The following is a 20,467-nucleotide window of genomic DNA, read 5'->3' as shown; positions in this document are numbered from 1 at the left end:
AAAACTACGCCGTTCCACCCACCGTCAAACCCTCGACCAGCAAGGTCGGCTGGCCGACGCCCGCTGGCACCGACTGCCCGCCCTTGCCGCAGACCCCGACGCCTTCGTCGAGCGCCATGTCGTTGCCGATGCCGGTCACCCGCGTCAGCACCGAAGGCCCGTCACCGATCAGCGTCGCGCCCTTGATCGGGGCGCCCAGCTTGCCGTTCTCGACCTTGTAGGCCTCGGTGCAGGAAAACACGAACTTGCCCGAGACGATGTCGACCTGGCCGCCGCCGAAGCTCTTGGCATAGATGCCGTTCTTGATCCGGCTCAGCAGTTCGGCGGGATCGTCGTTGCCGCCGCGCATGAAGGTGTTGGTCATGCGGGGCATCGGCGCGTGGGCATAGGACTCGCGGCGGCCGTTGCCGGTGGCGGGCACGCCCATCAGCCGGGCGTTGAGCCGGTCCTGGATATAGCCCTTGAGGATGCCGTCCTCGATCAGCACGTTCTCCTGGGTCGGCGTGCCCTCGTCGTCGATCGACAGCGAGCCGCGGCGCCCCGCGATCGAACCGTCGTCGACCACGGTGACCCCCGGCGCGCCGACGCGCTCGCCGATGCGGCCCGAGAAGGCGCTGGTGCCCTTGCGGTTGAAATCGCCTTCGAGGCCGTGGCCGACCGCCTCGTGCAGCAGCACGCCGGGCCAGCCGGGTCCGAGCAGCACGGTCATCTCGCCCGCGGGAGCGTCGACGCTTTCGAGGTTGGTCAGCGCCTGTTCCAGCGCCGTGTCGATCGCCCGGTTCCAGTTGGCCGGATCGAACAGGTCGTCATAGAGCCAGCGGCCGCCCATGCCGAAATTGCCCGTCTCGCGCCGGCCGTTGCTTTCGGCGACGATGCCGACGTTGAGCCGGACCAGCGGCCGGACGTCATGCGCGACGAAGCCGTCGGCGCGGACGATCTCGACCACGGTCCAGGATCCCGAGATGCTGGCCGAGACCTGCGAAACGCGCGGGTCGCGCGCGCGGGCGGCGGCGTCGATCGTCTTGAGCAGTTCGACCTTCTTCTCGAAGGGCACAGCGTCGAGCGGCGAGTCCCCGGTATAGAGGTGGCGGTTCGACTGACGTGGCGGCGCGGCGGGCGAGCCCGTGGCCGGATCGAGCAGCTGCAGCGTCTCGCCGGCGCGGCGGATCGCGGCGGCGGAAATGTCGTTGGCATGGGCGAAGCCGGTCATCTCGCCCGATACGCCGCGCAGGCCGAAGCCCGCGTCGCGCGAATAGTCGGCGGTCTTGAGCCGCCCATCGTCGAAGCCGAACGACTCCGAGGCGATGAACTGGAGGTAGAGCTCGCCGTCGTCACACTTGGCGAGAACTTCCTTGGCGAGCGCCTGCGCCTCCTCGGGCGAAAGCTGGCCGGAACGGTAGAGGAGCGAGCGGGGGTCGAGCACAGCGGTCATGCGGGGGATATAGGCGTGCTTGGGGCGGAGCGCCAGCGGCGGGGTTGCAGAGAACCTGAACTGGCGCTCCGGCACCAGGGTTACGCAAGTTACACCCTGTCACCCTGCGGAAGGGCCGGAAAAGCCAATGCATAGAAATGCTTATGACCCGCGCGGACAGGGTGCCACTTCTGCGGAATAAAAATGGGCAGGACCGGAGACGGGCGGACGCGAGCATCGCGGCATCTTGGCAAATCACGGTCCTGTAGGAAAACGCTATCGGACCGATGCGCTGGCCTCACCGCGCCCAGCCCATGTCCTCGCGCACCGACTGCGCATCGGCGGGATCGAGCTGCGGCAGCAGCACGCGCGTCGTGCGGTGGCCCTGCATCACGCCATTGGCGTCGCGATAGGCCCAGTCGGTGACCTCGGCGATCGGCACGGTCACGCGCTGGCCCTGGCGGTAACCCTCCTGCTCGGGAATGTTGGCGAGCTGCCCGGTCAGCCTGTCGCCGCGGCGCTCGACGTGATCGACCCAGATGTGCTCCCAGCCGCCGAGCGGATACTTGAACGTATATTCGCCCGTGCCCGGCGGCGGATCGGCGAGCAGCGCCAGGAATTTCGGCAGCGTCTTGCGCGCCGCGGCGATGGCGGCGTTCATCTTGGCGTCGCTGGTGCGGACGTTGACGATGGGAATATCGTCGTGCTCCGGCGGCGCAGCGAAGGCCGGCGCGGAGCAGGCAAGCGCGAGCGACAGCGCGGCAAGGCGAAGCGAACGGATCATGAGCGGCAGTCCCCCTGTATCGCCGCCAGCTTGCCGCATCGCCGGTCGCGATCAAGCCGTGCGGAGTCGAGATTGATCGGAACCGGAGCAAGTCCCTGCCGAGCCAGTCTCTTGCCAGGCAAGCCGGCCTCGTCTAACGGCGCCGACCGTGCCCGGATGGTCCGCGCGCGAAGCCGAAGGAGGCGTTCATGTTCGATCTTGCGATGCCTCCGTGCCGGCGCGCTGCCTTTGCGCGTCCGCGCTTCGCTTCGGAATTTCCCGCCCGCCGCTGACCGGCCGCGCTCTCGCTGAACGAGGCCGGCTTGCCGCCGCCGGCCGTTCACGAGACTGCTCATGTACATCCGTTTCACCACCCCGGGCGAAGTCACGCGCGCGGGTATCGCGCCGGGCCTGTTCCGCGCGGCCTATCCGCTGGCCCGCCAGCACGGCACGAGCCGCTGGGGCAGGCGCTCTGGTGGGAGATCGACTGGTTCGAGCGGAACCTGCCGGTCCCGCGCGGGCGCCAGCCGTTCGCGGTGCGCTCGAAGAAGCGCTGGCACAAGGACGGCGTCTGCTGGTTCCGCGGCGACGCGCGCGAGATGCTGACCCACGCGCACGTCATGGCGGCGCTGATCGAGGACTGCGGCGTGCCCGTCACGCGGCGCCTGGCCGAGCATCCCGGCCAGATCCTCTACCGCGATGCCTGGCAGGTCGTGGCCAAGCCCGACCGTTACCGGCGCCGGTGCCCGTGGAGCGATCCGCGCGCGCCGGCGCCGCTTCGTTTTCCAAACCTGAAAAGAGGAGGCAGAGATGCCAAACCACGATCCCACGTTCGACACGCTCCCGTCCTTTCGAGCGGACCTCCAAGCGGCGTAAGGGCTATCCCAGCGAGACGCGCGTCAAGCGCGGGATACGCACGATCAAGGGCGGCGCGGTGGAACTGCTCGAGAAGCTGGGCCGAAACGATCCGTGCCCCTGCGGTTCGGGGAAGAGGTTTCAAGGCCTGTTGCCTGAAGACCGGCCGCTTCGACGGCGCGCAACGCCGCGACTATTGGCGCTAGGACCGGAATGCCGCGCTCAACCGCCGAGCAGCCACGCGCTGCCGGCGGCCAGGGCGGCGAGCTGCACCGCGGCGATCGTATGGAGCCGGCCGGAGAACGGCTGCTTGCGCGTCTTGTGGCGGAACAGCGCGCGGCCGGCATAGGCGCCCGGCGTTCCCCCGAGCAGCGCCAGCAGGAGCAGCGTCGTTTCCCGGATGCGCCGGCGCCCGGTCTCGGCCTTGAGCTTGTCGATGCTGAAGGCGACGAAGGTGAGGAGGTTGAGGGTGATGACGAGATTGGTGAGCGCGGTCATCTGCGTGATGAGGTTGGTCATGCGATGAGAGGCAGGTTGACTGCCGTACGCAGCAACCCGCGCTCCTAGCTAGGTCCCTAGTCTTCGTCATCGCCTTTGGCGAAAAGATCCGGCGGGCTGTCACGGTCCGGCATGCCCGGCCTGCTGGGGAGATCTCGTTCCTTTTCGCGGCGCCTCTGTTCCCGTTGGTGCCAGAGTTCACGCGCTATCGGCATCGCAGCTTTCTGCGCCCGCGCATACATCGCTGCCAGTTCTCGCAACTCGGCTTCGGAAAACAGATTGTACTCGCCTGACCGAATAACCCGAGCTTCACGGGCCGGCTTTGCAACATCACCAGCATCCGGAAGCAGCAGTATTTCCCACGGCGAACCACGATAGTCAGCGAATGAGAAGAGACCGCTTTCGAGCATCGATAGCCAAGCGCGAATTTGATCTCTTCTAAGATTAAACGACTTCCAACCGCAAATGACAACGGGAACTTGCCTCCCGCTTTCAAAAACCGTGAATGTTGGAACAGTTGGGACGGAAATGTCGCGGGATATCATGAACTGACCACGATAGCTGTCGAGCACTTTGAGGTTGGAATATTTCCGCATCTCATCATGCTTAAAAAAGGCTCGGACTAGTTGCTCATTTTGGATACGGCCGCTTGGAGCTCCAGATTGCCTTACAGCATTGACTGCAGTTTCTATATCTATTCCAAGAGCAACCCGATCAAAGCAAACTTTCAACGCTGAGACGTAGTTAAACGCCGGTATCGACAGCGCGAACCGAGCAATATTGTCGGTTGTTTTCAGCTCTGATTCGGGGTCAAGCAAACGTGCCACATTGTGGGCCGCGGGCGGACGAACAATCTTTTTTTCGATTCTGTCGAAGCTCATTTTAGTGTCTCACTTGCCGAGAGAAGTGCGCCTCAATCGCTGCGTCAGTTATCTCCATGCCCGGGTTTACCTCACCATCGTGGAACCAAGCCTTGTGCCATGGCCCACCGGGTTCATGTGATAGGTCGACAAGCTTGCCTGGGCGCATTTTCAGATAGGGCAATGTGATCGACCGAATATACTCGTACTCTTTTTGTTCAATATCGTATCTGCAGGAAGTATATTCTTCTATTTCTGGATCAAATACTTTGGCCCGAGATCGAATCGCTGACTTATCGAATGATTTGAACTGATGGTATATTTCGCGAAATACGGGGCCATATTGCCACGCTTCTATCTTGGCATCGACCAAAGGATGTCCTTGTTCGGCCAGATAGAGGGCGTGGGCAAAATATGCGACCTTGTTCAGCGCAAGGTTTGTGACGCCGATGCCTTCCGCATCTGCGATATCCAAGATCAGATTCGCGAGGGCTCGCGGATCCATTGTCACTCCGCCGCGATCCCCGCCTTGGCAAACATATCCGGTCCGTCGCCCTCGCCGCCTTCTTCGTTCGCCGCGGTCTCGCTGCCCTTGGCCTTGCGGCGCTGGTCGAAGTTCGACCAGACGGTGTTCCAGTCGCCGCGGGTGGCGCCCTTCGAGTATTCGGTGGCGCGGGTCTCGAAGAAGTTGGCGTGTTCGACGCCGTTGAGCAGCGGGGTCAGCCAGGGCAGGGGGGTGTTCCTCCTGCAGGTAGATCGCCGGCAGGCCGAGCTGGCCGAGGCGCCAGTCGGCGATGTAGCGGATGTACTTCTTGATGTCCTTGGCGCTCATGCCGGGGACCGGGCCCTGCTCGAAAGCGAGGTCGACGAAGGCGTCTTCGAGCCGCACGGTCTTCTGGCAGCAGTCGATGATGTCTTCCTTGACCGACTTGGTCAGGCAGTCGCGTTCCTTGACGAAAGTGTGGAACAGGCGGGTGATGCCCTCGCAGTGCAGCGTTTCGTCGCGGACCGACCAGGTGACGATCTGGCCCATGCCCTTCATCTTGTTGAAGCGCGGGAAGTTCATCAGCATGGCGAAGGAGGCGAAGAGCTGCAGGCCTTCGGTGAAGCCGCCGAACATGGCGAGCGTGCGGGCGATGTCCTCGTCGCTGTCGACGGTGAACTGGTGCAGGTAATCGTGCTTGGCGCGCAGCTCCTCATATTCGAGGAACATGCCGTACTCGCTCTCGGGCATGCCGATCGTGTCGAGCAGGTGCGAATAGGCGGCGATGTGCACCGTCTCCATGTTGGAGAAGGCGGCGAGCATCATCTTGATCTCGGTCGGCTTGAACACGCGGCCGTACTTGTCGTGGTAGCAGTCCTGCACCTCGACGTCGGCCTGGGTGAAGAAGCGGAAGATCTGCGTCAGCAGGTTGCGTTCGTGCTCGCTGATCTTCTGCGCCCAGTCGCGGCAGTCCTCGCCCAGCGGCACTTCCTCGGGCATCCAGTGGATCTGCTGCTGCCGCTTCCAGAACTCGTAGGCCCAGGGATATTCGAAGGGCTTGTAGGTCTTGCGGGCTTCGAGAAGAGGCATCTTGGGCGACCTTTTAGAGCGAACTGGAACTGCAGACGAATCGGCGCGGGCGCCGCGGCCCGCCGTTACCCGCGCTTTCGGCCAGAGACCGGCGCCTGCGGGAACGAGGCCGTAACACCCTACATAGTATCACAAGGCGCCGCTCGCCACACGATGTGGCCTCGTGGGAGCGGTTATCAACACTTGCGAAGGATGCGCGCTACATCAGCTTCACGGCGGAATAATCGGTGACGGGCACGGTCTCGGTGCGGCCGAAGAACTTGTCGAGATCCGCATCCGAAGCGCCCTTACGCGTGCGGTTGGCGACCTCGTCGAAGGCCTCCTGCGCCCGCGCCAGCGCGCGCTGCACCGCCGGGCGCGCGGCGATCCGCTCGCGCCATTCGATCAGCGCGGGGAAATCGGCCGGGTCGAAGCCGTGCCGCTCGACGTAGTAGGCCCAGGGCTGCGTCGCCATGTCGGCGATCGAGTAGGCGTCGCCGGCGATCCACTGGCGACCGCGCAGGCGCTCGTCGATGACGTGGTTCAGCCTCTCGGCGATCGCGCGGTAGCGGGCCTTGGCATAGGGCGCGGCGTCCTCGGGCGCGATGTTGAAATGGGTATACTGGCCGAGCATCGGGCCATAGTTCGCCATCTGCACCATCAGCCACTGCATGACCTCGGCGCGCTGCGGCTGCTGCGTCGGCAGGAACTTCCCTTCGCGCTCGGCCAGCCAGAACAGGATCGCCCCCGATTCGGCGATCGGCTGACCCAGTTTGGAGTCCTCCAGCACGGGCACCTTGCCCAGCGGGTTCATCTTGAGGAAGCCGGGCTCGAACTGGGCCTGGTTGAACACGGCGGTGTGCTTGAGCTCGTAGTCGAGGCCGCACTCCTCGAGCATCAGGATGACCTTGATGACGTTGGGGCTCTGCATGCCGTGGAGGATCAGCTTGTCGGACATCGGGAACTACTTTCAGGACAGGGGATTGGCGGGAAGGATGAAGGTGATCAGCCGGCAGGGCCTGTCGCTGTCGTTGCGCCAGCCGTGCATGACGCCGCGGCAGATGCCGATGTCACCAGCCTTCAGCACCACGTCGCCGCTTTCGAGCACGAGCACGCATTCGCCCTCGATGATGTAGAAGTGGTCGGCGGTGTTGGTGAAATGCATGCCGGGGTCGTCCTTGCCGAGGCCCGGGGCATATTCGGCGTGGAGGAACGTGTAGTAGGGCCCGAACAGCCGCTCCATCGAGAACGGCGCGAGGCCTTCCTCGAGCGGTGCCGCGTTATCGACCGCCACCGCGCTGCCGCCCCAGACCGCGGTCGCTTCCATCACCGGCTGCGTGCCCGTGTGCGGCAGGCACGTGTCGGAGACGACGCAGCTCTTGCCGTTCGCATCGAGGCCGGCGACGACGCGCCTAGGTGCAATGGGGGGTGCATTGCTCATACGGTTCTTCCTTGTCCGACGGGATGGGCGGGGATCGTTATCGAGGCGAAGACCGCCGGGACAGCCCCGTCGTTGCGCCAGCCGTGGATCACGCCGCGGTCGACGATGAAATCGCCCGCGCGCAAAGTCACCTCGCCGGTCTCCAGCGCGAGCACGACTTCGCCGCTGATCATCACGAGGTAGTCGATCGTATCGGTCGCGTGCATGAAGGCCTGAGCGCCGGGCCCGGGCGGCAGCTCGGTCAGGATGAAGTTCACCCCGCCGTCGTGCAGCATCTCCATCTCGTAGGGCACGGCCTCGTCGGCCGAACCGCTGTTGTCCGCGGGCAGCGCGCCGGTGCGCCAGATCAGGTTGGCGCCTGGGCGACGGCGCGGCACTTCGCCCTCGATCAGCACGCAGCTCTTACCCGCGGCATTGAGCCCGGTGACGACACGTTTCATAGCGTTGCTCCCTTGCCCACCCGATCCGCCGGCAGGATGACCGTGGCGAGCACGACCGTTTCCGGCCCGTCGTTCCGCCAGGCATGGATCACGCCCCGGTCAACGATGAAGGTTCCCGGCCCCATGCGCACTTCGCCCGTCTCCAGCTCCATGACCAGCTCGCCCGCGAGCACGACCAGGTAGTCGATCGTGTCGGTGGCGTGCATGAAATGCGGATAGCCAGGCGGCACCTCGACGATCATGAAAGTGCTGCCGCCGTCGTGGAAGATCGCCGGATCGTAAGGCGTGGCGGTATCGTCGCTGCCCGCATTGTCGGCCGGCAGCCCGGCCCGCCAGATCAGGGCAGGCCCAGGCCCGAGCCGGGGCACCTCGCCGTCGATCAGCACGCAGCTCCTGCCCGCGGCATCGAGCCCGGTGACGACCCGCCTCATATGGTGCGGCCTTTACCCACCGGATGCGCCGGCAGGTTGACCACGGCGGCGACGCAGGGCTCGTCGTGCGGGTTGCGCCAGCCGTGGACGACGCCGCGGTCGACGACGAAGTCGCCCGGGCCGAGATCGGCCTCGCCCTCTTCGAGCACCAGCGTCACCCGGCCAGAGAGGATGATCAGGTAGTCGATCGTGTCGGTGGCGTGCATCAGTTCGGGTGTGTTCGGGCGGAACTCGCAGATCGCGAAGTTCGAGCCCGGCGTGTGCAGCATGGCCACGTCATAGGCCGCGACCGGATCCTCGTTGCCCGAATTGTCGGCCGGCGTGTCCGCCGTGCGCCAGGCGAGCGCGGCGGTCATGTCGTTGAAGCGCGGGATCGGCCCGTCGATGACGACGGTGCTCTTGCCCGCGGCATCGAGCCCGGTGACGACGCGGCGGTTGCCCAGGTTGCTCATTGTTCGCTCTCCCGTCTCGCTTTGGTCTGGCCGCGATAGGCGCCCGCAGCCTGTGCGCTCGGCGCGCGAATGTGAAGCCCAAGAAAGCGCTTGGTCTCCTCTTCGGTGGCTTGGGCGCGGTCGGCGGTGTCCTGCTCGGCCCAAGCCTCGATCGCGCGGTGCGCGCGTTCGATCGCGGGGCGAGCTTCGATCCGGATGCGCCAGTCGCTGAGGTGCGGGTACTCCGCCGCATCCATGCCGTAGCGCTTCAGCCGCTTGGCCCAGGGATAGGTCGCCATGTCGGCGATCGAATAGGCGTCGCCACCCAGCCACGGTGCCCCGCCCCGCGAGGCCACTTCGCCCAGCCGCCGTTCGAGCGCCTGGAACAGTTGCGCCGTCGCCCGACGGAAGCGGCCGGCGGCATAATCGTTTCCTTCCATGAGCCGATAGTGGCCGTGCTGGCCGAACACCGGGCCGATCTGGCTCATCTGCAGCATCAGCCACTTGAGCGCCTCCCAGCGGCCCGGCCCTTCGGCCGGATAGAACTGCGGCGCATAGCTTTCGGCGAGGTAGATCAGGATCGCACCCGATTCGAAGATCGGCACCGCGCCGGCCGGTCCCGACGGATCGAGAATAACCGGCACCTTGGCCATCGGATTGAGCGCGAGAAATCGCTCCTCGAACTGCCGCCCGCGGAACACGGCTACGTGCTCGGTCCGATAGGGCAGGCCGATCTCCTCGAGCGCGATCACCACCTTGCGCACGTTCGGGCTCGACATGCCGTAGAGGGTCAGTGGCTCGCCCAAGGCTTCTCTCCAGATTGACAGGCGCGCCCGCGCCTGCTCGCTTCGGCCCAATACAGAAGAGGAGAGCGTGGATGGCAAGCTTCGTGCTGATCCCCGGTGCGATGCACGGGCGCTGGACCTGGGACCGGATCGTACCGCTGCTCGAAGCCGCGGGGCATGAAGTCATCGCTCCCGATCTGCCCGGCATGGGCACCAACATGTCGATCCCGGTCGAGCAGGTGACGCTGGCCGACTGGGGTGACTTCGTCGCCGATGTGGTGCGGAGCGCGAAGGCGCCGGTCGTGCTCGCTGGGCACAGCCGCGGCGGTCTCGTCATCGGCGAGGCGGCGGAACGCGTGCCCCAGCTGATTTCCGGGCTGATCTACCTGACCGCGCTGCTCGTGCCACCAGGGCAGAGCCTGGCCGACGTCACCGGCCACCGCGCCGATCCCGATGCGCCGGCGATAGGCCCGGAGCAGCTTGCGGCCATGGCCCGGACCCTGTTCTACAGCGGCTGCACGCCCGAGGATGCCGACTGGGCGATCTCCAACCTCCACCGCGAGCCGCTGCAGGTGATGCACACGCCCGCGACGGTGACCTGGGAACGCTGGGGCCGCGTGCCGCGCGCCTTCATCGAATGCAGCGAGGACAGGGTGCTCTCGCTCGACAAGCAGCGCGACATGCAGTCGGCCGCGCCCTGCGATCCGGTGCTGACCCTGGAGGCCGATCATTCGCCGTTCCTCTGCACGCCCGAGGTGCTGGCGGAGGCGATGCTGGAGATCGGCGATCGCTTCACGGCTGCCTGAACCCCGCTCGTCTCATTGGGCGCGAAACCCACCGCCGCGCCGGAACGATATGCCTCGTGACTCCGTTGCCCCGATACGCCGACGCCGCGCACCCGTCGCGGTCAACCGGTTGAAAAGAAAAGGAGAGTCGTCGTGGACGAACGTCGCAACCAGCAAGACCAGAATCAGAGCAGTCAGCCGCAGCAGAGCCAGAATCAGGGCGGCGTCAGCGGCATCGGCGATTCCAGCGCCAGCCGCAGCAGCGGCCAGCAGGGCGCCGACCAGGATCGCTCGCGCCAGCCGCAGCAGTTCGACCAGAGCCGTGGCCAGCAGGGCGGCGGCGGTGCGGACAGCCGCTTCGCCGACCAGATTCGCGAGCACCAGGAAGTGGTCGATGACGCCGGCAACCACGTTGGCACGGTCGATCATATCGATGGCGACAAGATCAAGCTCTCGCGTAAGGATTCGCAGGACGGCGAGCACCACTACGTGTCGCTGAGCCAGGTCGCCGGTATCGAAGGCGACAAGGTCCGCCTGCGCGAACGCGGCGACAACGACTTTGGCGAGTCCCGCTAAGGCCTAACCAGCCGCCCCGCGGCGAGGAGCGACCCCCGCGGCTTAACGCCCTCCGTTTGATAACGGGGGGGCGTTTTGGTTCACGGCTGTTGCTGCCGCTCCAGACGCCGGGCCTCGGTGACGGGCAAACCGGCCTCCGTCGGCACGTAGATCAACGAAGCCTTGCTGTCTTCGAGCGCCTGGATCTGCAGATAACGCAGATAGCCTTCTGGGCCGCCCAGCGAATTTTGCAGGATCTGGTTCGCCTTGGCTGCACCTTCTGCGCGGATCACTTCGGCTTCCGCGAGCGAAACGGCGCTTTCCTTCTTGGCGCGGGCTTCCAGGATGGCGACCTGGCGCGAACTCTGTGCCTCGGCTAGCGCGGCTTCGCCCGCGAGGCGTTGCTGGTAGACGCGGTACTGCGGCCAGACAATGAACAGGCCAAGAAGCAATACCACCCCGATTGCGCCGGCAATCGCCGTGCAGCCACCGTTCGCTTGAAGTTGGTCTCGATATGCCATGGCCGCCGCCCCCTCCGGCTAGTTTGTGCCATTATTGACCGGCGAAGCATCTTCATCGTCGGGCTGATTGGCAAGACCGGTTGCAGCCGACTTGGCGAAAGCGTTCGCATTTACGGCGAAGAGCGACCCCGCCGCGGCTTAATGCCTTCCGTTTGGTAGCGGCTGTTGTTCTGCGTGAGGCGTATTCGCGGCGGCGGGCGGACGTCCATTGAAGCGCTCGCACCCAGGCTTGTCGCCGCAAAAGGTCACCACGCCCATGCCGAACAGCACGATGGCCGCAAAGATCGCTACCGGCGTCACTGCCATCAAGCCGCCGCAGCCGAACAGCGGCCAGCCGACGCGCCGCAGCGATCTTTGCGCGACCGGATCGGCCTTGCGCGCCACGAAAAGTGCGATCGCGCCGAGCACGGCCATCGCGCAGCCCGCGGCGCAGAACAGAAGGACAAAGAACAGCAGATCGCCAAAGGCTTCCACTACTCTACCTCCTCTGGCCTAGCTCACTGGCAGGCGAGACATTCCTCGTAATCGGTCTGCGCCGCGAGTTCGATCACCGCAGGCTCGGCGGTATTGTCGGCCTCAACGCCGCCGGCGAAGCCCGCGCGCTGGACCGACTTCGAGCGCAGGTAGTAGAGGCTCTTGATGCCGCGTTCCCAGGCCTGGAAGTGCAGCATCATCAGATCCCACTTGTCGACGTCGGCCGGGATGTAGAGGTTCAGCGACTGTGCCTGGTCGATGAAAGGCGTACGGTCGGCGGCGAATTCGAGCAGCCAGCGCTGGTCGATCTCGAAGGAGGTCTTGTAGACCGCCTTTTCCTCTGGGCTCAGGAAGTCGAGGTGCTGGACCGAGCCGCCGTGCTCGAGGATCGAGTTCCAGACGTTGGTCGAATCCTTGCTCTTCGCCTGGAGCAGCTTCTCCAGATAGGGATTCTTGACCACGAAGGAGCCCGACAGCGTCTTGTGCGTGTAGATATTCGCCGGGATCGGCTCGATACAGGCCGAGGTGCCGCCGCAGATGATCGAGATCGAGGCGGTCGGCGCGATCGCCATCTTGCACGAGAAGCGCTGCATCACGCCCATGTCCGCGGCATCGGGGCAAGCACCGCGTTCCTGCGCGAGCATCAGCGAGGCCTCGTCGGCCTTGGCGGCGATGTGCTTGAACATCTTGAGGTTCCAGGCCTTGGCCATGGCGGTCTCGAAGCCGATGTTCTTGAGCTGCAGGAACGAGTGGAAGCCCATCACGCCCATGCCGACCGAACGCTCGCGCATCGCCGAATACTTGGCGCGTGCCATCTCGTCGGGTGCGCGGTCGATGTAGTCCTGCAGGACGTTGTCGAGGAAGCGCAGCACGTCCTCGATGAACACGTCGTCGCCGTTCCACTCGTCCCAGGTCTCGAGATTGAGCGAGGACAAGCAGCAGACCGCGGTGCGGTCGTTGCCGAGGTGGTCGCGGCCCGTCGGCAGCGTGATTTCCGAGCAGAGGTTGGAAGTCGAGACCTTGAGGCCGAGGTCGCGGTGATGCTTGGGCATCATCCGGTTCACGGTGTCGGAGAAGACGATGTAGGGCTCGCCCGTGGCCAGGCGGGTCTCGACCAACTTCTGGAACAGCGAGCGCGCGTCGACCGTGGCGCGGACCGAGCCGTCCTTGGGGCTGCGCAGATGGAACTCGGCGCCCGCGGCGACGGCTTCCATGAATTCGTCGGTCAGCAGCACGCCGTGGTGCAGGTTCAGCGCCTTGCGGTTGAAATCGCCGCTGGGCTTACGGATCTCGAGGAATTCCTCGATCTCGGGGTGCGAGACGTCGAGGTAGCAGGCGGCCGAGCCGCGGCGCAGCGAGCCCTGGCTGATCGCGAGGGTGAGGCTGTCCATCACGCGGACGAAGGGGATGATGCCGCTGGTCTTGCCGTTGAGGCCCACGGGCTCGCCGATGCCGCGCACACCGCCCCAGTAAGTGCCGATGCCGCCGCCGCGCGAAGCGAGCCAGACGTTCTCGTTCCAGGTGCCGACGATACCTTCGAGGCTGTCGCTGACCGAGTTCAGGTAGCACGAGATCGGCAGGCCGCGCCCGGTGCCGCCGTTCGACAGGACCGGTGTCGCCGGCATGAACCAGAGCTTCGAGATGTAGTCGTAGATGCGCTGGGCGTGATCCTGGTCGTCGGAATAGGCATCAGCGACGCGGGCGAAGAGGTCCTGGTACTTCTCGCCCGGCAGCAGGTAGCGGTCGTCGAGCGTGTCCTTGCCGAAATCGGTGAGCAGACTGTCACGCGATTCATCGGTGACGATAGTGAAGCGGCGATCGGCGATCGACTTGGAATCGTCTTTCGGTGCGGCCGCGGCCTTGGCAACGCCCGAAACGGCATTGGCCAGCGCTTCTGCGCCGAGCTGGGCCACGAGGTCTTCACTGCCGGCATCGGTCTTCTGCGTCATAGCCACTGCCGGGCTGGCGCCCGCCTCCTTCGTTTTTGAACGGGCCGGCATTTCGCCTGCGAACAGACCTGCTTCTGCGCCGTCCATATCCGCCTCGTTTCCGTTTCTGAATTCCACTGTCCGCGCCCCCGATGCCCGAATTGCGACCTCTGCCGTGTTCCTCATTCGTTCGATTCGGAGGGCAAGCTCCCAACCTACCAGAACGGGGCGGCTTGGGGGAAAAACTTATCCCCCATTTGTTCCCCCCGGTGCGATGGCGGAGCGGCGATCTGCGCTTGCGTCCACGGACAGGATCGATTTGGCGATCCACCCTTCGGATTCAAGGTCTAGATGTGTGCCCCACGTCTCACCCACAACCAATAGTGACGAAACCGGAGTCGGGCGCAAGAGTGTTAATACGAGGGAAACCAGCGCAGCAGCCCGGTGTGGCCTTCCGGACTCACATCGGATCGAAGCGACGCGCCGAAAACTCAGCGCTTGTGAATGGCGCAAGATGCAAAGTGAATCTGTGGGAAAATTTTTGCGGATGAATCGGGCCGCGGGCGACCTACTTCGGATTGGGGTTTGCGTCGTGCACCGCATTGATTTCCTGCACGATATCCTTGGCCAGCGAAACGTCGATCGCGCCGAGATTGCCGCCTAGCTGCTCCACCGAACTCGCCGCCATCAGCACGCTGCCCATGAAAGGCTGCTGGCGCGCGAACGCGAGTGCCATGTGGGTGAGGCTGAGCCCGTGCCGGCGCGCGATCTCGGCATAGGCAGCGATGGCGTGGCGGCGGTTTTCGGACAGCATACGCGCGGCGAAACCGGCGGGCATCGCGGCAAGCTTGTTGGGATCGGAATACTTGCCCGTCAGCGTTCCGCGCGCGAGCGGCGAATAGGCGAGCAGGCCCACCCCCTCGCGCATGCCGACCTCGGCCAGCCCGAGCTCGTAGTAGCGGTCGAGCAGGCTGTAGCCGTTCTGCACAGAGGCGAGGCGCGGCAGGCCGGCCTCCGACAACGACAGGTAAGACATCACGCCCCAAGGCGATTCATTGCAGACACCGATGGCGCGAACCTTCCCGTCGGCAATCAGCGACGCAAGCGCGGCCAATGTTTCCCCGAGCACGACCTGATCCGGCGCATCGGGCACGAGCGAATAGCGTGACCGACCCAGCGTCGTCACCGCGCGCTCGGGCCAGTGGAGCTGGTAAAGGTCGATACAGTCCGTACCCAGCCGGCGCAGACTGTCCTCGCAGGCCTGGCGGATGTTCGCGGCGTCGAGCTTGCGCTGCGCCCCGCGGATATGGGTCATGTCGCCCGCGGCATTGCCGGGCCCGGCAACCTTGGTGGCGATCACCGCCCTGCCCTTTAGCCCCCGCGCCCTCACCCAGCGGCCGAGGATCTCCTCCGAGCGGCCCTGCGTCTCGGGCCCGGTCGGGGTCGGATAGTTCTCCGCCGTGTCGAACAGGGTGATGCCGGCGTCCCAGGCCATGTCCATCTGACGCAGCGCGTCGTCCTCGGGCGTTTGCCCGCCGAATGTCATCACGCCGAGGCCGTAGGCGCTCACCCTGAGACCGCTGCGCCCCAGCTCGCGGTAATCCATTACTCGGCCGCCTCCGCGGTGAAGGGCGGCCAGTTCTTCGAATAGTGCACGCCGGCGACGCGCGCGACGATCTCGTCGGCATTGGCGCGCGGATTATAGAACTGGCTGTACCAGACGCGCGACTGGCGGAACGGGCCATCGCCGGGGAGCTGCATGATCTGGGTCGCCGGGCGCTTAAACTTCCAGACCTCGGCATCGGTCATGAGCCCGTTGCCGAACATCGCGCTGATCTGCTCGCGCATCGCCCGCGCGGCATCGTCGACCACCCCGCCCTCGCTGCGCGACTTGACCGCGCCGACCTGCCAGAGCCGGCAGGTGCCGTCCTCGATCGGGGTCACGCAGATCAGCTGGATCGCCTCGAGCTCGATGAAACGGCCGAAGGCGGTGCCGGGGCCGACATAGCCGGCGTGGGTCGAATAGGTCGCGTCGAACACGCCGGGAATGGGCTCGACCGCCGAGCGCTGGCGCTGGTGCATCAGGTGGCCTGTGTACTCGTTCTCGTAGGCGACGGCATCGCCGCCGTGCAGGTGGCCGAGGTGCGCGACGTCGGACATGTTGTCGAAGATCTCGATCGGGTGGTTGAGATCGCAGAGATGCTGCAGCCCGTCCCAGCGCACCCATTGCGGATCGTCCCATTCGGCGAATTCGATCACCGGATAGTCAGGCTCCTGAGCCTCGGGATCGTGCCAGACGAAAACGATGCCGTACTTCTCGACGACCGGCCATGATTTCAGCCGGGCGGCAGGGGGGATCGGGCCGTCGTGGTAGGGGATGTGGTTGCAGACGCCGTCGGGCCCGAAGCGCCAGGCGTGGAACGGACAGCGGATATTGTCGCCTTCCATGTGGGTGTCCGAGCGGCTGGTTGCCGTGCTGGGCCCGCTGGCGAGGTGCGTGCCCATGTGCGGGCAATAGGCATCGAGCACCACGACACGCCCGCTCTCACCGCGGTACATCACCAGGTCCTGGCCGAAGTAGCGCAGCGCCGTCGGCTTGCGCCCGGCCTCGCTGCCGTTCGCCACGGCAAACCAGCCGCGCGGGAAGGCATAGTCGCCCAGACGATATTCCGCCGAAGTCGCCATCCGAATTCTCCCATGCCCGGCTTCGGCCGGGTCTCAGGCACGCAGGATGACCGACATCGATCCATGCCGCCACTACAATATCTGTGGCTTACCGATGCCGAAGCGGTATGCATCGAGCATGGAACTGCGCCGTCTCCGCTATTTCCTCCAGGTCGCGCGCGAGGGCTCGCTGGGACAGGCCTCGCGCAGCCTCGGCGTCGCCCAGCCGGCGCTCGGGCGGCAGATCCAGCTGCTCGAAGCCGAGCTCGGGGTGAGGCTGTTCGAGCGCATGGCACGCGGCATGCGGCTGACCGACGAGGGCGAATATCTGCGCGAGGCGCTGGGCGATCCACTGCAGCAGCTCGATCTCGCGCTGAAGAACGTGCGCTCCTTCGCGGCGCGCGTCGACGTGTCCTTCACCATGGGCCTGCCGCCGGGCATCGCGCAGCTGCTCGGTCCGCGCATCTATCTGCGGCTGGCGCGCGAACTGCCCAATCTGAAGCTGCGCTTCGTCGAGAGCGATTCGGCGAGCCTGGCGGCCGACCTGCTGCGTGGCCTGGTGGACATAGCGCTTCTCGCCGGGGTCACACCCGACGACCGCGTGTTCCGCAGCGAAGTTCTGCGCGAGGAACTGCTGCTCGTCGGCGCGCCCGGTTCGGCGCTGAGCGGGCGCGGCAGCGTGGCCTTTGCCGAGCTCGAGAATTTCCCCCTGATCCTGCCAAGCCCGCCCGATGGCTTGCCGACCCTGCTCGAAAAGCTGGCAGCGCGGGGCGAAGCGAAGCTGACTATGGCCGGCGAGGTCGATTCGATCGATCTCGCCCGGGACGTGGTCAAGGCCGGCGCCGGTTTCACCTTCCTGCCGCCGCTGGCCTGCCGCGAGGCGGTGGCGCGAGGCGAACTCGTCGCCGCATCCGTAACCGATCCCGCGGTCGACCGCATGATCCTCTACGCGGTGCAGCCGCTCTGGCGCGTGCCGCGCAGCACCTACAACGAGGTCGAGCGCGTCATCTTCGCGGAATGGTCGGCCGTAGTGACAAGCGGCGCCTGGCCGGCCGAGTGGCTGTTCGATCCGCGCCTGCTCTCGACCTATGCCGGCTGAGCATGTCCGACCTGCGCAATTTGTCTTGGCAGCGCCGCGGCGAGCGTGCCTAATCTTCCCAAACGATCACCCGAACAATCAAATGGGGAGAGACCGATGGACGCCGAAGCCGCCGCGATCGCGCGCGAGATGAAGGACCGCTACGAGATCTACGACTGCATCATGCGCTACTGCAGTGGGATCGACCGGCTGGACCGCGAGCTGCTGCTGTCGGCCTATCACCCCGATGCGCTGGACGATCACGGCAGTACCTATATCGGCGACGTCCAGGGGTTCGCCGATGCCGCGCTGGCGCTGCATTCGACCTACCAGGAATTCACCCAGCACCAGATCACCAACCACCGCTGCGACCTCGACGGCGATGTCGCGCATTGCGAGTCCTATTACCTGTTCCGCTGCGTCAACAAGGCACCGCCCTGGTACAATGTCTCGAGCGGGCGCTACATCGACCGGATGGAGAAGCGCGACGGCCGCTGGGGCATTGCCGAGCGGATCTGTCTGGTCGAGGCGCGCGACGAGATCTGGGGGCCTGACGGCAATGCCGGCAACGATGCCTATGTCCCGTCCAGGCGCGACCGCAGCGATCCGTCCTACCAGCGCCCACTGAGGATCGACCGGAACCGGATCAAGACCTGATCATTCTGCCTATGCTTTACCGCGACAGCATTGCGGGTGACCATAATTGCGAGTGACAGGGCGCAGTGAAACGAAGAGGATCGGACACTCATGTTCAACATCATCGGCGCCATCATCAGCGGCCTTATCATCGGCGCGCTCGCCCGGTTCTTCTATCCGGGCGCGGTCGAGATGGGATGGATCATGACCATCCTGCTCGGCGTCGGCGGCTCGCTGCTTGCGGGGCTAGTCACCAGCCGCGGCGATCCCGAGTTCAACCGCGCTGGCTGCCTCGCCTCGATCATCGGCGCGATGGTGCTGATCTTCATCGGCCGGCACCTGGGCTGGCATTTCTAGGCAGGCCTTTCCTTCGTCGGCACCGTCATCCCGGACTTGGTCCCGGGTGACGGACCTAGTTCTGGCAAATCGATCGCGCCTAAGCTGCCAACGGCTGCGGCTCGGGCGCTAGTGTAGCGGCCATGCGCTCGACATGGCCGATGCCCAATGCGACCATCAGCGGCGCGCAGAAGAAGCGCAGCGCCATGGTGATCAGGCCCAGCCCCGTGAACAGCGCGAACTCCCCGCCCAGGCGCGAAGCCCCCAGGCCGGCGAGCAACGCCAGCGTGAGGCAGACGGAGCCGGCGACGGTTTCCGACCGGGCAACGGCAAACGGGGTCTCTCCGGCAGAGCGCACGGCGAACTTTGGTGTCCGCCGCCAGGCCAGCGGGCGCTTGGACAGCCCGGCAACACCGGCCGTCAGCACGACATAGTCGAGCGACGCGCGGGCGATCTCGCCGCGCAGCATGTCGCGCGGGTCGGTGCAGCCCGACAGCCGGTAGCGGTGGACGGTGCGCACGATCCAGGTGGCGAAGCCGACGGGCAGCAGCAGCCAAGCGATGTCGGGCACATCGATCGCCGCGGCATGGCCGCTCGCGACGACCAGCGCCGCGCCGACCGTGGCAAGCGCGCCGAACGCGAGCCCGGCGAGGCTGAGCAGCGGCGTCATGCAGCGCGTGACTTCGAGTAGCTTGCTCCAACCAGGCAGCCGCGGTGCGAGCGGCGCTGGCAGGAACAGCCGCCAATGGCGGCGCAGCTGCTGCACCGGGCCCGCGGTCCAGCGGAAGCGCTGCTTGCGGTAGTCGTCGAAGGTCTCGGGGATCAGGCCCGCACCGAAGGTCTCGCCGAAATAGAGCCCGCGGTAGCCGGCGGCGCGGATTCGCACCGACACTTCGGAATCCTCGGTCAGGCACCATTCGGCCCAGCCGCCGGCGCGGCGCAGGGCCTCGGCGCGCAGCAGGCACATGGTACCGATGGTGAAGGCGCCGCCATATTCGCTGACGCCCGGGTAATCGACCTTGTTGGTCGGCATATATTCCCAGTGGCAGGCGGTCAGATACGCGCTGTGGTCATAGGCGCGGTAATCGTGCGGGGTCTGGATGTAACCGAGTTCGGGATCGGCGAAGAACGGCACCAGCCGCGCCAGGAAGTCTTTGCGCGATTGGTAGTCGGCATCGATGACACCGACGATCTCAGCGTCGGGAGCCATCCGTTTCAGTAAGAAATTCAGCGCACCGGCCTTGGCGCCGGCCAGCGGCGCGACATGGAAGAAGCGGAACACCTCACGCCCCAGCCGGCGATTGAGCACCGCGCAATGCGCTTCGAGCGGGCGCCACAGCCTTTCGTCCTTGGTGTTGTTGTCGCAGACCAGGACTTCGAAATCGGAGTAGTCGAGCGCGGCCAGGCAATCCATCGTCGCCTTCACCACTTCGGGCGGCTCGGCATAACAGCACAGGTGCAGCGAGACCTTGGAGCGGCGCGACAGTTGGGGCGCCGCGGGCGCGCGGGTCGGCAGGCGCCAGGCTTCGTGCGTCAGCACGGCCTCGCGGGCGAAGCTCGCCAACAGCCCGACCGCGCTGGCGACCATGCCGAGTGCGATCGCCGCCAGGGCACCGGACTCGAGCCAGCCAGGGAGCCCTGCCTCGACCACGAACAGCACGCCCCAGATCGGCGCGACCAGCAGCGCAACACCCTGCGCCGAGAGCGACAGCACGCCGGGCAGGCTGAGCCGCGGGACGAAGTAGCAGAGAACCGCTGCCACGCTCAGCACGAGTACCAGCACGGGCGCCAGATCGACCAGGCGCGCCGAAAGCACAGCGGGGATCGCCACCGAGGCGGCGAGCGCACCGAGCAGTTCGTAGGGTTCCTCCGACGCAGGCCTGTCGATCCGGTGCGGCGCGGGCAGGATCCGGGCAGTGAGGACGGCGGTTACGAAAGAGAGGATAGCCAGGAACAGCAGCGAGCAGTCGAGCGAAGCTCTAGATAAATCCAGCAATTAGCGGCCCTCGTACGGTTGCGACGT

At 65.6% G+C, this 20,467-nt stretch carries 22 protein-coding genes and 2 pseudogenes; 6 read left to right on the top strand and 18 right to left on the bottom strand.

The annotated features are described in order from the left end of the window. Window positions 1-4: 4 nt before the first annotated feature. Together tldD and KRR38_RS21100 are read right to left on the bottom strand one after the other, a co-directional pair. Window positions 5-1,432, bottom strand: a complete 1,428-nt coding sequence (gene tldD, locus KRR38_RS21105) for a metalloprotease TldD (protein WP_217407388.1) — start codon at window positions 1,430-1,432, stop codon at window positions 5-7. Between the two features lie 277 nt (window positions 1,433-1,709). After that, window positions 1,710-2,195: a DUF2314 domain-containing protein gene (locus KRR38_RS21100; RefSeq protein WP_217405220.1), complete on the bottom strand. Its 486-nt coding sequence runs from the start codon at window positions 2,193-2,195 to the stop codon at window positions 1,710-1,712. 148 nt (window positions 2,196-2,343) lie between these two features. Here KRR38_RS21100 and KRR38_RS21095 point away from each other — a divergent pair. After that, window positions 2,344-3,156: pseudogene (locus tag KRR38_RS21095) on the top strand (hypothetical protein); the annotation flags it as partial. A 95-nt stretch (window positions 3,157-3,251) separates the two neighbouring features. Here the strand turns inward: KRR38_RS21095 and KRR38_RS21090 are convergent. The 10 genes and pseudogenes from KRR38_RS21090 to KRR38_RS21045 form a co-directional block, all read right to left on the bottom strand. Then, window positions 3,252-3,548 (bottom strand): DUF1294 domain-containing protein, encoded by a 297-nt coding sequence (locus tag KRR38_RS21090; RefSeq protein ID WP_254514911.1) that lies wholly within the window; start codon window positions 3,546-3,548, stop codon window positions 3,252-3,254. Window positions 3,549-3,604: 56 nt separating this feature from the next. Then, on the bottom strand, window positions 3,605-4,408 hold the full coding sequence (locus KRR38_RS21085; protein WP_217405218.1) for a hypothetical protein: 804 nt from the start codon (window positions 4,406-4,408) through the stop codon (window positions 3,605-3,607). A gap of 1 nt (window position 4,409) precedes the next feature. Next, window positions 4,410-4,892 (bottom strand): Panacea domain-containing protein, encoded by a 483-nt coding sequence (locus KRR38_RS21080; RefSeq protein ID WP_217405216.1) that lies wholly within the window; start codon window positions 4,890-4,892, stop codon window positions 4,410-4,412. Window positions 4,893-4,894: 2 nt separating this feature from the next. Continuing rightward, window positions 4,895-5,960 (bottom strand): annotated as a pseudogene (locus KRR38_RS21075) (ribonucleotide-diphosphate reductase subunit beta). A 199-nt stretch (window positions 5,961-6,159) separates the two neighbouring features. After that, window positions 6,160-6,897, bottom strand: a complete 738-nt coding sequence (locus KRR38_RS21070) for a glutathione S-transferase family protein (protein WP_217405214.1) — start codon at window positions 6,895-6,897, stop codon at window positions 6,160-6,162. 12 nt (window positions 6,898-6,909) lie between these two features. Continuing rightward, a complete protein-coding gene (locus KRR38_RS21065) occupies window positions 6,910-7,380 on the bottom strand; it encodes a cupin domain-containing protein (protein WP_217405212.1) in 471 nt (156 codons plus the stop codon). After that, window positions 7,377-7,820 carry a cupin domain-containing protein gene (locus KRR38_RS21060; protein ID WP_217405210.1) on the bottom strand — a complete coding sequence of 148 codons (444 nt, stop codon included), beginning with the start codon at window positions 7,818-7,820 and terminating at the stop codon, window positions 7,377-7,379. The genes KRR38_RS21065 and KRR38_RS21060 overlap by 4 nt, the downstream gene beginning before the upstream one ends. Beyond that, window positions 7,817-8,251, bottom strand: a complete 435-nt coding sequence (locus KRR38_RS21055) for a cupin domain-containing protein (protein WP_217405208.1) — start codon at window positions 8,249-8,251, stop codon at window positions 7,817-7,819. The genes KRR38_RS21060 and KRR38_RS21055 overlap by 4 nt, the downstream gene beginning before the upstream one ends. After that, window positions 8,248-8,703 carry a cupin domain-containing protein gene (locus KRR38_RS21050; RefSeq protein WP_217405206.1) on the bottom strand — a complete coding sequence of 152 codons (456 nt, stop codon included), beginning with the start codon at window positions 8,701-8,703 and terminating at the stop codon, window positions 8,248-8,250. The genes KRR38_RS21055 and KRR38_RS21050 overlap by 4 nt, the downstream gene beginning before the upstream one ends. Next, on the bottom strand, window positions 8,700-9,488 hold the full coding sequence (locus tag KRR38_RS21045) for a glutathione S-transferase family protein (RefSeq protein ID WP_217405204.1): 789 nt from the start codon (window positions 9,486-9,488) through the stop codon (window positions 8,700-8,702). The genes KRR38_RS21050 and KRR38_RS21045 overlap by 4 nt, the downstream gene beginning before the upstream one ends. 71 nt (window positions 9,489-9,559) lie before the next feature. On the opposite strand from KRR38_RS21045, the gene KRR38_RS21040 reads away from it, so the two are divergent. Further along, window positions 9,560-10,273 (top strand): alpha/beta fold hydrolase, encoded by a 714-nt coding sequence (locus tag KRR38_RS21040; RefSeq protein WP_217405202.1) that lies wholly within the window; start codon window positions 9,560-9,562, stop codon window positions 10,271-10,273. Window positions 10,274-10,405: 132 nt separating this feature from the next. Next, entirely contained in the window at window positions 10,406-10,828 is a 423-nt protein-coding gene (locus KRR38_RS37450; RefSeq protein WP_309141104.1) for a DUF2171 domain-containing protein, read from the top strand. An 80-nt stretch (window positions 10,829-10,908) separates the two neighbouring features. On the opposite strand, the gene KRR38_RS21030 is transcribed toward KRR38_RS37450, so the two are convergent. The 5 genes from KRR38_RS21030 to KRR38_RS21010 form a co-directional block, all read right to left on the bottom strand. After that, complete coding sequence (locus tag KRR38_RS21030) at window positions 10,909-11,328, bottom strand: membrane protease subunit (protein ID WP_254514910.1); 420 nt, start codon at window positions 11,326-11,328, stop codon at window positions 10,909-10,911. 138 nt (window positions 11,329-11,466) lie between these two features. Further along, window positions 11,467-11,802, bottom strand: coding sequence for a hypothetical protein (locus tag KRR38_RS21025; RefSeq protein ID WP_217405200.1), 336 nt, complete (start codon window positions 11,800-11,802; stop codon window positions 11,467-11,469). A 23-nt stretch (window positions 11,803-11,825) separates the two neighbouring features. After that, window positions 11,826-13,751 (bottom strand): ribonucleoside-diphosphate reductase subunit alpha, encoded by a 1,926-nt coding sequence (locus KRR38_RS21020; protein ID WP_254514909.1) that lies wholly within the window; start codon window positions 13,749-13,751, stop codon window positions 11,826-11,828. 547 nt (window positions 13,752-14,298) lie between these two features. Continuing rightward, complete coding sequence (locus KRR38_RS21015) at window positions 14,299-15,336, bottom strand: aldo/keto reductase (protein ID WP_217405195.1); 1,038 nt, start codon at window positions 15,334-15,336, stop codon at window positions 14,299-14,301. After that, a complete protein-coding gene (locus KRR38_RS21010; RefSeq protein ID WP_217405192.1) occupies window positions 15,336-16,415 on the bottom strand; it encodes a Rieske 2Fe-2S domain-containing protein in 1,080 nt (359 codons plus the stop codon). The genes KRR38_RS21015 and KRR38_RS21010 overlap by 1 nt, the downstream gene beginning before the upstream one ends. A 118-nt stretch (window positions 16,416-16,533) precedes the next feature. Here KRR38_RS21010 and KRR38_RS21005 point away from each other — a divergent pair, with 118 nt between their 5' ends. The 3 genes from KRR38_RS21005 to KRR38_RS20995 all read left to right on the top strand — a co-directional run bounded on the left by KRR38_RS21005 (window position 16,534) and on the right by KRR38_RS20995 (window position 18,465). Further along, on the top strand, window positions 16,534-17,493 hold the full coding sequence (locus KRR38_RS21005; protein ID WP_217405190.1) for a LysR family transcriptional regulator: 960 nt from the start codon (window positions 16,534-16,536) through the stop codon (window positions 17,491-17,493). 96 nt (window positions 17,494-17,589) lie between these two features. Next, a complete protein-coding gene (locus tag KRR38_RS21000; protein ID WP_217405188.1) occupies window positions 17,590-18,129 on the top strand; it encodes a nuclear transport factor 2 family protein in 540 nt (179 codons plus the stop codon). Window positions 18,130-18,219: 90 nt separating this feature from the next. Next, entirely contained in the window at window positions 18,220-18,465 is a 246-nt protein-coding gene (locus KRR38_RS20995; RefSeq protein WP_217405186.1) for a GlsB/YeaQ/YmgE family stress response membrane protein, read from the top strand. 79 nt (window positions 18,466-18,544) lie between these two features. Here KRR38_RS20995 and KRR38_RS20990 read toward each other — a convergent pair whose 3' ends face one another. Beyond that, complete coding sequence (locus tag KRR38_RS20990) at window positions 18,545-20,440, bottom strand: glycosyltransferase family 2 protein (protein WP_217405184.1); 1,896 nt, start codon at window positions 20,438-20,440, stop codon at window positions 18,545-18,547. Window positions 20,441-20,467: the final 27 nt, after the last annotated feature.

The organism is Novosphingobium sp. G106, assembly GCF_019075875.1.
In the GTDB taxonomy this organism is placed as follows: domain Bacteria; phylum Pseudomonadota; class Alphaproteobacteria; order Sphingomonadales; family Sphingomonadaceae; genus Novosphingobium.
Note: the sequence above shows the minus strand (reverse complement) of the source record. Positions and strands in the feature narration are given on the sequence as shown.